13 protein-coding genes are annotated in these 14,860 nt (G+C 31.2%); 10 read left to right on the top strand and 3 right to left on the bottom strand.

Annotated elements, in window-relative coordinates:
- Positions 1–163 precede the first annotated feature (163 nt).
- From dcm to ACRDEC_RS15030, 5 genes are read left to right on the top strand one after another with little or no spacing between them, the layout of a single operon-like run.
- Complete coding sequence (gene dcm / locus ACRDEC_RS15050; RefSeq protein WP_431499187.1) at positions 164–1,456, top strand: DNA (cytosine-5-)-methyltransferase; 1,293 nt, start codon at positions 164–166, stop codon at positions 1,454–1,456.
- On the top strand, positions 1,449–2,984 hold the full coding sequence (locus ACRDEC_RS15045) for an ATP-binding protein (protein ID WP_431499186.1): 1,536 nt from the start codon (positions 1,449–1,451) through the stop codon (positions 2,982–2,984). The genes dcm and ACRDEC_RS15045 overlap by 8 nt, the downstream gene beginning before the upstream one ends.
- Before the next feature lie 3 nt (positions 2,985–2,987).
- The gene (locus tag ACRDEC_RS15040; protein WP_431499185.1) at positions 2,988–5,153 is read left to right on the top strand and encodes a Z1 domain-containing protein; all 2,166 of its coding nucleotides are present in this window, start codon (positions 2,988–2,990) and stop codon (positions 5,151–5,153) included.
- Between the two features lie 4 nt (positions 5,154–5,157).
- A complete protein-coding gene (locus tag ACRDEC_RS15035; protein ID WP_431499184.1) occupies positions 5,158–6,141 on the top strand; it encodes a PD-(D/E)XK motif protein in 984 nt (327 codons plus the stop codon).
- A gap of 18 nt (positions 6,142–6,159) precedes the next feature.
- A complete protein-coding gene (locus ACRDEC_RS15030) occupies positions 6,160–6,882 on the top strand; it encodes a hypothetical protein (protein WP_431499183.1) in 723 nt (240 codons plus the stop codon).
- On the opposite strand, the gene ACRDEC_RS15025 is transcribed toward ACRDEC_RS15030, so the two are convergent.
- On the bottom strand, positions 6,866–7,102 hold the full coding sequence (locus ACRDEC_RS15025) for a helix-turn-helix domain-containing protein (protein WP_431499182.1): 237 nt from the start codon (positions 7,100–7,102) through the stop codon (positions 6,866–6,868). The genes ACRDEC_RS15030 and ACRDEC_RS15025 overlap by 17 nt on opposite strands.
- 215 nt (positions 7,103–7,317) lie before the next feature.
- On the opposite strand from ACRDEC_RS15025, the gene ACRDEC_RS15020 reads away from it, so the two are divergent.
- From ACRDEC_RS15020 to ACRDEC_RS15005, 4 genes are read left to right on the top strand one after another with little or no spacing between them, the layout of a single operon-like run.
- The gene (locus ACRDEC_RS15020; protein WP_431499181.1) at positions 7,318–8,709 is read left to right on the top strand and encodes a hypothetical protein; all 1,392 of its coding nucleotides are present in this window, start codon (positions 7,318–7,320) and stop codon (positions 8,707–8,709) included.
- Positions 8,709–9,752, top strand: a complete 1,044-nt coding sequence (locus ACRDEC_RS15015) for a hypothetical protein (protein WP_431499180.1) — start codon at positions 8,709–8,711, stop codon at positions 9,750–9,752. The genes ACRDEC_RS15020 and ACRDEC_RS15015 overlap by 1 nt, the downstream gene beginning before the upstream one ends.
- Positions 9,753–9,757: 5 nt before the next feature.
- Positions 9,758–10,756 carry a hypothetical protein gene (locus tag ACRDEC_RS15010; protein ID WP_431499179.1) on the top strand — a complete coding sequence of 333 codons (999 nt, stop codon included), beginning with the start codon at positions 9,758–9,760 and terminating at the stop codon, positions 10,754–10,756.
- A gap of 2 nt (positions 10,757–10,758) precedes the next feature.
- The gene (locus tag ACRDEC_RS15005) at positions 10,759–11,271 is read left to right on the top strand and encodes a hypothetical protein (RefSeq protein WP_431499178.1); all 513 of its coding nucleotides are present in this window, start codon (positions 10,759–10,761) and stop codon (positions 11,269–11,271) included.
- A 150-nt stretch (positions 11,272–11,421) separates the two neighbouring features.
- Here ACRDEC_RS15005 and ACRDEC_RS15000 read toward each other — a convergent pair whose 3' ends face one another.
- Positions 11,422–11,991 carry a hypothetical protein gene (locus ACRDEC_RS15000; RefSeq protein WP_431499177.1) on the bottom strand — a complete coding sequence of 190 codons (570 nt, stop codon included), beginning with the start codon at positions 11,989–11,991 and terminating at the stop codon, positions 11,422–11,424.
- A gap of 12 nt (positions 11,992–12,003) precedes the next feature.
- Entirely contained in the window at positions 12,004–12,396 is a 393-nt protein-coding gene (locus ACRDEC_RS14995; RefSeq protein ID WP_431499176.1) for a hypothetical protein, read from the bottom strand.
- Positions 12,397–13,150: 754 nt separating this feature from the next.
- On the opposite strand from ACRDEC_RS14995, the gene ACRDEC_RS14990 reads away from it, so the two are divergent.
- Positions 13,151–14,470, top strand: coding sequence for a T9SS type A sorting domain-containing protein (locus ACRDEC_RS14990; protein WP_431499175.1), 1,320 nt, complete (start codon positions 13,151–13,153; stop codon positions 14,468–14,470).
- The last annotated feature ends 390 nt before the right edge of the window (positions 14,471–14,860 follow it).

The following is a 14,860-nucleotide window of genomic DNA, read 5'->3' as shown; positions in this document are numbered from 1 at the left end:
GTTAATTATACCGTTACAAAAAGTAGCAAAAGGATATAATAAATCATTATCATTTTTATATACCGTTGAGCAATAATTACTTCAAGAGGTAAATAAAGAGTTGGATAACTTTGAAGATGGTAAATCTACAAGCTAAAAAATATAAAGAGTAACTACTTTAATAATGAAAAAACTAAAATTTATAGATTTATTTGCGGGTCTTGGTGGATTTCATCTTGCACTTCATGATTTAGGGCATTCCTGTGTATTTGCTAGTGAATTAAATAGTGAACTTAGAGAATTATACAAAAATAACCATAATACAGAAATTGAAGGTGATATTAATTTAGTTGATGTAAATCTTATTCCAAGTCACGACATATTATGCGCAGGATTTCCATGCCAGCCATTTTCTAAAGCAGGAGCGCAATTAGGATTAGAAGACCCTAAAAATGGAAATTTATTTTATAAAATAGTTGAAATATTGAATCGTCATAAGCCTGAATTCATTTTTTTAGAAAATGTTGCAAATTTAAAAGGGCATGATGAAGGAAATACTTGGCAAGTGATTAATGATGAATTATCAAAATTATACGAAGTCAAGGAAGAAATACTATCTCCACATCATTTTGGCATTCCTCAACATCGGTCAAGATTTTATATAGTTGGTAGATTAAAAGAAAAGGGCGGATTGCGCGATTTTACATTTCCAGAGAAAGAAGAAAGAGAGGATATTAGTATTCACAACATAATAATACCTGACGATGATGATTTTATGACTTTGAGAGAAAATACAAAAAATCATTTGGTAATATGGCAAGAGTTTTTAAATAATTTAAAACCAGAAGAAGTTCCAAGATTTCCAATTTGGGCAATGGAATTTGGTGCGGATTATCCTTACGAAAACAAAGCCCCTATAAAATTGTCAGCTAAAGATTTAAAAAATAGAAAAGGCGCATTCGGAAGTTTAATACAAGGAAACTCATTTGACGATATGCTTAAATGTTTGCCTACTTATGCTCAAGATGGATTAAAAAAAGACCAAACGGAATTTCCAGTTTGGAAAAAATATTACATAAAAGCCAATCGAGAATTTTATCAAAAGCATAAAGAATGGATTGATAAGTGGATTGTTAAAATTATGGATTTTGAAAATAGCCATCAAAAATTTGAATGGAATTGTGGGGATAAGGGAGAATTGACAATAAATGATAAGATAGTGCAATTCAGACCGTCAGGAATTAGAGTAAAAATACCAACATACTCGCCTGCATTGGTATTAACGACAACACAAATACCAATTTTTCCGTGGCTGGGTAGATATATGACAAGAAAAGAAGCTGCAAAATTGCAGTGCATGGAAGATTTGAAAGAATTGCCTCCAACAGTTGCAAAAGCTTTTAGAGCACTTGGAAACGCTGTAAATGTTGGTGTCGTGAAAAAAATAGCAATCAATCTAATAAAAGATTATGAGTAAAATAGAAAACGTTTCTATAAAAATTCAGACGGGTGTTTACGGGCAATTCAGAAATTTAAAAAATACAGTTTGGTTTGCACTTGGTGAGTATGTAGATAATGCTGTTCAAAGTTTTGAAAATAATAAATCAAGATTGCAACAAGCGACTAATAACGGTTATCAATTTGAAGTGAGAATAAATATTGATAATGAAAATGATTTCATAAAAATATATGACAATGCAGCTGGTATAGGTTTAGATAATTTTCATAGAGCTTTCGAGCCTGCAAATATACCAATAGACAATACTGGTCTTCACGAATTCGGTATGGGAATGAAAACTGCGTCTATATGGTTAGCTGATTTATGGACGGTAAGAACTGGTGCTCTTAATGAAGATGAGGAAAGGTTAGTTGAATTTGATTTGAAAAAAGTTTTAGCTGATGAGAGAGAATTATTAGAAGTAGTAAATACAAATAAAAACCCATCAATACATTTTACTGAAATAACATTACATAATCTTTCAAAAAATGCGCCTTCAAATTATCAAATAGATAAAATAAAAAGACATTTATTAAGTATTTACAGAAAGTTCATCCGTAAAGGAGATATGAAACTTTTTATAAATGATGAGGAATTGATATATGAAGAACCTGAAATTTTAATTGCACCATTTTATAATAATCTCTCGGGTGAATCAATTGAATGGAAAAAAGAGATTAATTTTTCAACAGGTAAGTATAAGGTAAATGGTTTTATTGCAATACTTAGTACGATGAGTACAAGTACTGTTAATGGACTTTCGCTATTCAGAAGAGGCAGAGTAATTGAGGGTAGTCATGATGAAAAGTATAGACCAAAAGCACTCTGTGGACAAATAGGTTCTCCAAGATATAAAAGAATTTTTGGCGAATTAGAATTGGAAGGATTTGCAGTTAGTTTTAATAAGGGGAGTTTTCAAGAGCAAGAAGATTTAGAAGCATTGATGGAAGCTTTACAAACGGAGATTTCAAGTAAAGATTTTGACTTATATACACAGGCTGAGAAATATATTAAGCCCAAAACTCTTGAAAGTAATATAGCCGTTGCAAAAAATATTGTAAATACCTTAAAGAAAACATCAGATAAAGAGGTTCTTAAAACTAAATTAGATGCTTCGATAAAAGAAATTGAAAGTAAAACTTTGGCTGCTAATAATGAAGAATTTTCAAAAAAAGCAGAAACAATAGATTCACACGAAGATATTATTGAGATTAAAGGAGAAAAATATAAACTTATTCTTGAACTGATAACCGAACAATCAGTATCAGATTTATACTCTCTTATAATTTTAGATGATGAACTTTTTTCCAAAAAAATAGTTTACAAAATAAATTTGGCACATCCTTTTTTTACTCGATTTGAGAAATTGAAAAAGGAAGAAGATTATCAACCAATTATGCTCATTATCCGTTCACTTGTTCTAGCAGAGATTATTGCTCCGTCTCAAGGAACTAAGGGGGCTGGAAATGTTAGACTTAATTTTAATCATTTTCTAAGAAATCTATAAATTATGGCAGATACTATTCAAATTATTAGCGAAGTTGATTCTGGATTTAATATAACTCAAGGTTCGCGAACCTTAGATTTAATTAGTAGATTGACGAAATTGGATGATGAAGAAAAAGAAACTTTGTTATACGAATCAGAAAGTATTTTAAAGAATTGTATAAATCCTGTTTCTACTATTGGAAGTACTACAGGAATTGCAATTGGTTATGTGCAGAGCGGTAAAACAATGTCTTTTACCACATTAACAGCATTAGCAATTGATAACGGTTTTCGTATAATAATTTATTTTGCAGGAATAAAAATAAATCTTCTGGAACAAACGACAAATCGTTTAAAAAAAGATTTGCTCACTGATTCTACCAATAGCAGACATTATAAAGTATATCCAAGCCCTACAATAGCTCAAAATGTACATTTAAAAATAAAAGGGAATTTATTACTTAACAATAAACCAGCAATCCTTATAACAGTTTTAAAACATTATAAACATATTTCTGAGTTAACTAAAATTTTTGAAACTTATGAAGTTAGAGAAGCTTTAGGAAATAATGGAGTATTAATAATTGATGATGAGGCTGACCAAGCTAGTTTAAATACCTACGCAAGAAAAAATAGTAAATCAGAAGATTGGGAAGAAGATGAATTTAGTTCTACATATTCAAGTATTTTGAATTTAAGAGCTGCACTTTCAAATCATTCTTACATTCAATATACAGCTACCCCTCAAGGACCATTATTAATAAATATAATGGATTTGTTATCTCCAAAATTTCATAAAGTATTGACTCCGGGTAAATCATATACTGGAGGTAAAACATTTTTTGAAGATAATCCCGACTTGATAATTTCTATACCTGACACAGAAGTATATCATCACAAAAAAAATCAACTTTCGGAATGTCCGCAGAGTTTAATTAACGCATTGCAGATTTTTATTTGTGGTGTAGCAATTACAGTAAACATTCAAGAGAAAGAAGATTTTTTATCAATGCTTATTCATGCTGACAGTTTAAAAGATGTAAGTCGCCAATTTTACGATTGGGTTAAAATACTAAAAGATAGTTGGGAAGACCGTTTACAATTACCTGATGGAGACCCAAGTAAATCAGAACTTATTAATGAGTTTAAAGAAAATTATATTGAAGCAGTAAGAAGAATTGAAAACCCACCTCTATTTGACGAGGTTATGGTTGAAGTTCTACAAGTCATCTTAGACACAAATATTGAACTTGTTATAGCTGGTTCCAAAGAGATTGATTGGAGTAATGCAACTGCACATATTTTAGTTGGTGCTGATATGCTTAATCGTGGATATACCGTTGAAGGCTTAATGGTTTCCTATATGCCACGGTATAGTATAGGAAAGTCAAATGCAGATACTATTCAACAGCGTTGCCGTTTTTTTGGTTATAAAAAGAATTTTCTTGATAGTTGTAGAGTATTCCTTCCAAATGATTCAATATTGGAATATAGAGAATATGTAGAGCATGAGGAAATTTTTAGAACCAATTTAAAAAAATATTCTTTAAAAGAATATGAGCAACTTTTAATTCTAAGTAGTAATGTAAATCCAACAAGAAATAATATTTTATCAGTTGATTTGATTAAACATAAACTTAGTGGTTGGAGACAATTAAATGCTTTACAACATATTGATGAAAATACTATTTTCATAGAAAACTTTATTGCAAATAATACTTTTATAAATTATGAAGATTTTGGGACTCCTGATAGACGTCATAGATATATAAAAATTGAAATAGATAAAGCTATCGAGTTTTTAAAGGATTTTAAAATTGCTAATATGCCCGATGCACTTCGTAAGTCATCTACAATTCAATATCTAAGATATTTGGCAGATAAAAATGAGGTTAAGTATATCTATATTTTTGAAATGGCTTTTGGTGTGGATAAAGGACGAGAAAGGAGTTTAGATACAGATGATGGCAGATTGAAAATTAATAATATATTCTCAGGACGGTCTATAAATGGAAAGGATAAATATCCAGGGGATAAGGGTATAAAATTTGAAGATTCTATTTGCATACAAATTCATAGAATTAGATTAAAACACTCCTCAATGATGTGGGCTAATAAATTAGTGTACACTTTTGGTATCTATTACCCCGAAGATTTCGCACATTCATTTGTCGGAATCAATAAATAATTATATGCAATCTATTTTAAAAATATTTCAGGATCTAAACCAGTTCATCTCTAGTAATAGTGATGGTTTTAATATTGCTTCCTTACCCAAAATAAAAAACCATAAAATTGGTTTGTCATCACAAGGGATGCCTGTATTTTTTATCAAATGTGAAGACGGAGATAAAGAAAGAATATTGGATTATAATTTAGAATTTATTTCCGTGCAATTTAATCGTGAATGTAGGTTATTATCAGAAGATAAGATAATTGCTGAAGGTTCCTATACAGTAATATCATTAAGAACAGAATCAATTGATTTACAAGAATATTTTTTAGAGATAGTATTTTTAGTAGTTCAGAAACTATCCCCAATTGCAACACTAAAAGAACTAAAGTTTGAAGTTAAAAAACTAATTAACTTATTCAATAAGTTTACACAACCACCAACAAAAACTATTCAAGGACTATGGGCAGAACTTTTAGTAATTGAACAATCTAAAACCCCTGAGTATTTAATTAAATCTTGGCATTGTTCCCCAAACGATAAATTTGATTTTAACGACGGGATAGATAAAATTGAAGTCAAGAGCACGGCAAAAAGTAGAAGAGTCCACAGTTTCTCTTTTGAACAATTAAACCCAAACAAAAATTCTAATTTAATTATAGCCTCAGTCTTTGCAGTTGAAACAGGCATTGGGAAAACTATTTTTGACTTAGTGAAATCGATTGATTTAAAAGTAAAGAGTATAGATTTGCTTACCCATATTAATGAAGTGTTGATTGAAACGCTTGGAAAAGATTTTGAAAAAACATTTGAGATATTCTTTGACTATCAACTTGCGATTGACACATTAGCTTTTTTTGAAAGTGAGATAGTTCCAAAGATTGAAAGTTCAAATATTAAACAAGAAATTTCAAATATTCATTTTGATGTTGATTTGTCAAATATTGAGCAAATAATTAAAATAAAAACAAATTCTACTTTGCATAAATCGTTAATAAAATAGATGAATAGTAAGTAAACTATGAGAACAATACTAGCAAAAGAACTTAAAATAAAATTTGTTGAAACTCTAAGTGGTCTTGATAACTTTAGTTATGAAGATGGTAATCCGTTTTTAGTAAAAATTGGAGGTAAAGAGTTTTTCATTTTTCTTAAAAATTTATCTCCTGCTTACTTCAAAAACTCTGATATAACAAGGGTTCAATTGCCGTATAGCGAACATTTCCCTAAAATATTTGAAGCAAAAATTCCATTTATAATACTTGGTTATGATATTGACAATGACACAGTAGCTTGCTGGAATCCAGTAAAAGTTAAAGACAGATTAAATGCAAAGAGCAATGTTTCTCTTTATTCAAGAAATTCTCTCCAATCAGATATTAAAAAGAATGAATTCAAAACTGGTTTCTTATCCAATGGAGAAAAAATAATTCTTTTTAGACGAGAAAATTTACAATTGTTTTTTGAAAATTTACCTGTTTTATTTGATGATAATCAATTGGTTATTGGAATCAAAGATGATATTGTATCTAAACCAGACGAAGACAATTTTCCTGATAAACTTTATGAAATAACAGATAAACAAGTGTTAGATTTAATAAATCCATTATTAGAAAAAAATAGAGTTCTTGAAGCTGTTGAGATTTGTGCTAAACATTATCGTGCCAGATATGTTAATATGACTTTTAAAGATTGGTTTGCTTTAATTAATAAATTATATAAAAAAATTACTCCAGATATTTAAAATCAAACAACTCTTTTACTTCAACACCCAAAGCTTTCGATATTAATTTCAAGTTTGATAAGGAAGTGTTTACTACACCACGTTCAATTCTACTGATAACCGATACATCAAAATCACAGTCTATTGCAAGTTGAGCTTGGGTAATATTTTTTTGCTCTCTAAAATTTTTGAGATTTTCGCCAAAGGCAATTAAGAATATTTTATCTACTTTTTTTCGCACACACAAAATTGAGTGCATTTGAAAAATATAATATAGGAGTATAACTCCTATATATTAAAATATCTATATTTGCTCAAATATTTTTTTCGTGAGAAAATATTAACAATAATTAAGGAAAAACCGTAACGAAAATATACTTGAAAATGTTAGGTTCGCGCCCGTATAGAAAGTTTATGTTAAAGAATTATAATTTACGCCATTACATCTAATTTTAAATGATAATAAGAAAGAATATACTGTTTTTCATACTTATACTCTCAAATATTGTATTTGGACAGGTAAACTTGCCGACAGTTCCACAAACTCCACAAATTCAAAATTATAGCAATCAAAATTATTCAAATCCAAATAATAAATATATTGCGCCTAATTCTTCAGAAATTCTAATCAGTAATGATGACCAACGGAGACAGCAATCTCAAAACGAGAAGTTAATAAGTGAGGTTGAGCATAACGAAAAATTGCAAGAAGAAACAAGGAAGTCGATTAATGCAGATATTAATGAGGTCAATCGTACTAATTATTATAATCTTCCGTCATTGACAAACGTAAAAGGAACAGAATATTACAGACAGGTTTACGATAAAATGCTCTTATTAAATATTGAAGATTATTCCGTAAAAGATGTGAATTTCGATATTGAGAACGCCTACTTTGAAAATAAGCTTGATAAAGCAGAGTTTGACAAAATCATAAAACAAACGGCTGAATTTATTTTAGCTAAAATGAGAGAGAAAAATTTTGATGTTAATAGCAATACAGCTAAAAACTTTGTGCTGTTTGAGTTCTTTTCTCAACCTATGCAGGTAAAAGGATTTAAAGAAAAGCATTTTCCAATTAAATACGATTTTGAAGATTATTGGGGCAGACAAAATTGGTCGAAAATGTTTGTTACTAAACTTTTGAAAACAAAAACAGGACAATGCCATTCAATGCCATTGCTTTATTTGACACTCGCAGAGGCAATTGATGCAGAAGCATATTTATCACTTTCACCAAATCACTCTTATATCAAATTCCAAGATGAAAAAGAAAAATGGTATAATTTGGAACTGACAAACACAATGTTCACCGTTTCATCTTTTGTTTTAAACAACGGATATATTACTGCTGAAGCTATACAGAATAAAATTTATATGCAGAACTTAACTAAACAACAACTGCTTTCACAATTTTATACGGATTTAGCAAGTGGGTATTTGCATAAATTTGGTTATGATGAATTTGTAGAGCAAGTAACTAATAAGGCTCTCGAATTATATCCAACCAGTATAAATGCTAATATGATTAAAGCAAATTATGATACTGAACGTTTAAAATATGTTGTCAAAAAATTAAAAATTGATACTGAAACCCAAGAGGGAAGAGAAAGAATATTGTATTATCCAAAAGCATTAGAGCTATTACAAGCAATGCAAATTCAATACAAGGTAATTGATGATTTAGGCTTTCAACAAATGCCGGCAGATGCCTATGAAAAGTGGTTAGGTTCACTTAAAAATGAAAAACATAAACAAGATAATGAAAAGGAAAAAGAGCAATTAAAACGTTTAACAAAGGCGTTAAATGGAGCTAAAAATAAAATGAACAAACAAAATAAATCATAATGACAAAAAATGTTTTCTTAATTCTTTTACTATTGTTTTCAAAATTTTGCGCGATTGCTCAAAATAAGGAAAGGCTATTTGAAGAAAGTTATACTTTGCTAAATAGGATGATTGACAATGAAAGTAGTTATAGTTTCAAAAAAGCTGTTTTCTCTGCCGAAAATGCTTATTTGGATGGTAATTTAGACACCACCTTCGTTTATAAGCAAATTAAATTATTACATGGATTAAGCACCGCAATCATAAATAGTAAAACGCTTAATTATATTGAAAGAGATAAAGATATAGTTAATAAGCGTGCTTCAATATTTTCAATTTTATGTGATACAATACCAGTTGATGTTAATGGTAAAATGTATAAATATGAGCCATTTGGATATGATTTTAATGATGTTTTTGGACATAAAATGCCTGAAAATCTTTTTGTTTCAAAATTATTAAGCACACACAAAGGTAATTGTCATTCAATGCCATACTTATATAAAATATTATGTGAAGAAATTGGAATTGATGCTAATTTAGCGTTGGCACCAAATCATGTCTATATCAAGCATAGAAGTATTAAAGACGGTTGGTATAACACTGAACTTACTAGTAGAATTTTTCCAATAGATGCCTGGATAATGGCGTCTGGATTCGTACATATAGATGCTATTTCAAACGGTGTTTATATGAAAGCATTAGATAACAAAGAAAGTATTGCACTTGTTCTTATTGATTTAGCTAATAATTACAATGCAAAGGTTCCGAATAATGACGGGACATTTATCTTAAAGTGCTGTGAGAATGCTATAAGATTATATCCAAACTTTGCCACGGCATTAATTTTAAGAGCCGAAACACATTATAAACAAATCGAAAAAATACAAGATAAAGTTAATCAGGATTCGCTTTTTAAAGATTTGCAAAAAGAATATGCACATATTCATCAAATCGGATATAGAAATATGCCTGAGGATATGTACCTCAATTGGTTAGTTTCTCTAAAAGAAGAGCGAAGTAAATTTGAAAACAAAAAATTAAATACCTTTAACAAAAATTAATTCTTATGAAGAAGCATTATTTTTTAATTATTCTTTTATTCGCTATTGGAAATGTATCTGCACAGAAAAATGAAAAGCTTTCTAAAGAAGAAAAAGCGCGTAGAGAAAAAAATATTCAAGCAGGAAACCCATTTATAAAATATGGCAGTAAAGCACCAGTTGCAACATTGAGTAAAGGAAAATATTTAGAAGTTCATGACCTTGATAGTATTGTAACTATTGGAACAATGCGTTGGCATGTTGATAAAAAAGAAATTGTTGGCAGAATTCTTGTTGATACATTAAATGTTGATTCACAACCAACAGGTGATACAGCTGGACGTTGGATGTCAATGGATCCATTGAGTGAAGAATTTCGTAGTTGGTCTCCGTATAATTATGGTAAAGACAATCCTATTTCTAATATTGACCCTGATGGAAGAGCTGCGGATGATTGGAGAAATTCAAAAGGTCAACAAGTTTATGACCCTAAGGCTAATGGTGGTAAAGGAGATTATACTCAATACGCAACAAAGAGTGACAGAAACATTGGTAATGCTTTACAAGCAACGACAACAGGTAAAGAACAATTTAATAAACTTGTAAATTCTGCACAACCAACAGAAATTATACTGGACAATGGAAAAGGTTCAGATGGTGACGCTGGTAAAACAAAGAATAGCGATGTAGCAGTTGGAGTTGATATGGCAACTAATAAAATTGAAGAAGTATCAATCGGAAAATCAACGATAACCGTTTATATGGGCACAGTTGGAGATTTGGCAGATGCAGCTGCTGATAAAACTGGAGCTGTTGTTGGTAAGCTTAATGGCACTCCCGTTACAGGTTTATCATTTACCCAAATTGTTGGTGCAGTTGTAGGTCACGAAATAGAACATACAACCCCATCAAATGTTATTGTTCAAAATACACAGGGAGCAACGGTAAAACAAGCGGAAGCAGTACCAACGCAGGTCTCTAATAAGATAATTAACGAGAGTAGAGAATTAAATAAAAAACCATAATTATGAACTCAAAAAAATATATAACAATTGCTTTTTTATTACTTAATTTATTTTCTTTCTATGGTCAAGATAAAGCAAAAATAAATGGGAAGCTTATTTTGAAAGATTTAGATAATAAGGAATCTGTTGTTAAAAACACTTATATAATTTTAAAATCTAAGACCCAAATTGATAGTGTAAAAGTTGATGAAAATTTGAGTTTTACATTTGAAAATTTAAAATCAGATACGTTAAGAATATTCATATCTCCTAAATCATATCCTGTAAATAAATTTTATAAATTTTATTTAAAAGAGGGAGAGATTAAAAAATTGGAGCTTCCTTATTCTCCAACTTGTCCGTATGGTAAAAGTAACGTTTGTCCAATCTGCAAGAAAAAGGATAAAGTCATTCCTATTGTGTATGGACTTATGACGGAAGTAAAAGAAAAGAAATCAAAATATAAATCGGGCGGATGCGTAGTTTCAGATTGTCAACCTAGCTGGTATTGTGAAAGAAATAAAACTGAATTTTAAAATAAAAAGAGTTCATTATTCCTTCAAATAAAAAAAACTTTTGATTTGTTGTACTTATGTTGTACTAAGAGTAGTTTTATTTTTGTGAGTGCCAATAAAATATATACTTAACAAGCATATTAAGACTAAACCGCTGTTATAGGCAGTTTTTTATCGGAGAATTTTATTGATTTTTGTCTTAGTTTCTTTTATTGTTTTCAAATTATTATTGATGTTCTTTTGGGTAATATCAATAAATCCTAACTCTGTGTTACATAATAAAATATGGTTAGGTTCGTTTTCTTTTTCTTGAAGATGCTGTTCAGATTTTTCTAAATAATCTTTATAAATCCAGTATGGACCATTTTCTTTAAGAAATTCTATTGATTTATAGATTTCTACTAAAACATGTAAATCTTTCTTAAAAATAGAATACAGTTCATTTTTAGGAACACTTTGATAAATATCTAATTGTAAATTATGAAAAATACTTGTAGTGAATTGATCAATTTCTTTTTTGTCAAACAAATTGTTTAGCTCTGCATACTTTTCACTAAGTGAATCTAATATTTTATCATGATTATTTAAATCGGTAATTATCATTTGTTTTTTTCTACACAAATCAATTTTACGCTTTCCCCAACTAATAATCAATATTAATGATTGACCGATTATAGCACCAATTAAAGCAACTATAAGAGTTTTTTGGTATGCGAAAATTTCTATATTTAAAAATACCATGTCTTTTTTTGTTTATTCTGGATCCATAATGAAATCAGGTTTCAATTTCAGTTTGCTTTTGTTTAATTCGAATCTCATTCTTTCTATTTCACCCTTGTAAAATTGGGAGTCAAATTCGAAATTATATTTTTTATCATTATATTCAAATGTCCAAATAGTTTTTCCCATTGCATATTTAACTTGAGTTTTTTTCCAACCTCCGCAATCTGCTATCCCACATGCACAAGTAAAAATTAAATAATCATTATCACCATTAAGACTATTTTCAAGTTCTTCAAATATTGCTGCGTTTAAATCACTATCAATTCTTTTAAGAAATTCTTCGCCGTCAATCTTAAGATTTAGCCAGAATTCTTTTTTATTTCCATCAAATTCTTCTTTTGTATCTAATTCTAGTATGTTCATGAAGACCTGTTTAAAATTGCCTATAACTCATGTATATACGCAATCTCTAGGTATAAACACAATGTGTTAATTTGTTTAAAATCAGATGTTTGTGTAAATATATTTTAAAAAAAGTAATTCCTCTTTTTGAACATATGTAAAATATATATCACTTAAACTGACCATCACAAATATATAGAAAAGTTTGAAAGAAAAACTTTTTAAAAAATGGATTGCATTGCATTGATTCTTAGTGATAATTAACCAATTAAAACCGAAATAAAGTCATAGTTATTTTTTTCAATCTCCAACTCCCATTATACCTAGAAGTATAATTCTTTTCTATACTCACCAAGCTTTCCTCTAAGCCAAACCCTAACGATCACAGATACAATTAGCCCTAAAATCTCATGCAATTCCATAACCCAAAAATACAATGAGTAAGGTGGTCATGGTTATGCTAAACCTAAATGCTCCGTTTTTGATAACTGTTTTTACTAAATAGTTAATTCTGTATTTATTTAAAAATTAACATGTTAGATTTTTTGAAGATTTTGGTTGTGGGCACGGATTACAAATCCGCGATCGGGGGTACTCGCGCTAGTAAAATACTCGCCCTAACGGAGAATATCTTGACTTGAAGAGTAAGTGTTTGCTCTTCTCTCCTATTTTTCAACTTTTTATTTCAATCTTTTGGATATATTTGTAAATATCAGTAACTAAAAATCCCTGGCAGTTCAAAGTCTGGGTTAGCAGAAATTTAATTCAAAAAAAAATGAAATTAAAGATACTTTTGGCCTGTTCTCTTTTTGCATTGCAACTTGAGGCACAATGCTGGCAATCCTTTTCCCCGGGCTTTAACCATTCGACAGTATTAAATACCGACGGACGTATTCGAACAATTGGCTACAACGTGTATGGGCAGATCGGTGACGGAACCAACAACGAACGACATGTTTTTACACTTGCTGGCACTTCACAATATATTGCAGTTTCCGGAGGAGGTAACCACACCATGGGGATTCGTGACGATGGAACACTCTGGACTTGGGGGCGCAATGTACAAGGAGAACTCGGGCTTGCGATTGCAGGAAACCAAAATGTCCCGAGACAGGTTGGAACAGATAATAACTGGACAAAAATATGGGCGGGCAGTTTTAATTGTTTTGCTCAGAAAAACGACGGCACTATATGGAGCTGGGGCCTTAATTATTATGGGCAACTTGGGCATCCAGGATCGACCCCGCAACAAGTGGGCGTGGATACAGACTGGCTCGATATATCACCAACTCCAAATTTCACAATCGGGATCAAAACTAATGGTACACTTTGGCAATGGGGCAATGCACCTGGCGGCGGCGGAACCACGCCATTACAGATTGGGACCGCACAGGACTGGGTAATGGCAAGAGGAGGCGACGAGCACGTGATAGCCCTCAAGACCGATGGTAGCATCTGGACTTGGGGCAACAATAATTATGGACAGCTTGGAAATCCGAACCCCAATCCAAGCGGAAGCTTCATGCGCCGCGTAGGCACCGATAATGACTGGAGCATTGTTTCCGCAGGGCAGGATCATTGCGTTGCACTCAAAAATAATGGCTCTATGTGGGCATGGGGCGATGGAGCTTATGGAGCTTTGGGTTTGGGAAATGGACAGGATTTCAATACGCCGCAAATGGTTGGCGCAGCTACAGACTGGATAATGGTAAAGAGTCATGGCGCACATAATATGGCACTCAAATCAAACGGTACGCTACATTCTTGGGGCGAGAACACTTACGGTCAACTTGGTGTAATCTACCCTAACGGCAACACACCGTCAATATCGCCGTGTCCAACACTGCTAAACATGGAATCTTTTGGGCAGGATGAATTTGCTGTTTTCCCAAATCCAGCAAGAGACATTATTGAAATAAACAGCCTGCGATCATCACAAATTAAAGGCTTTCGTATTTACGACCAAATGGGCAGAGCCATGAAGGAAGGTATTGGCTACGTGGATCGGATTGATGTAAACACACTTTCTTGTGGGCTTTATTTTTTGGAGCTTCAAGGTGAGGGGATCACAGTTTTAAAATTTTTAAAGCAATAATCTTTTGACAATCCCCCAGCTGGCGGGAGCATCTTGCTCGTGCCCACAAAGAAAACCAACAAACTACAACTTTTTAGGTTGTAGTTTTATTTTTTTAAGAAACCTTCATTTTCATATTGATAAGGGTTAAAACAATAATTAAGAGGTTGTTTTGTTGGATTTGCCCTTCAATGATTGTCGGCACGGATTACAAATCCGCCTTTACTTTGTATTTGATAAAAAACTAAATTTATTCAAAGGAAAGCAGAGGTGAACTAATAAATCGCTAAGCTCAATACTTATATCGCGCATTAGTCCTCTGCCGGCCCTTTGAACCCTGTTGAATTGCTTCAAATAGAATGATAGACATAGTGGTCTAATAAAGGCTCTAAAGAAGTTCAACATTTTGTT

Origin of the sequence: Flavobacterium sp., assembly GCF_050696275.1 — a bacterium.
GTDB lineage: Bacteria > Bacteroidota > Bacteroidia > Flavobacteriales > Flavobacteriaceae > Flavobacterium.
This window is presented reverse-complemented; position numbering and strand designations above follow the sequence as displayed.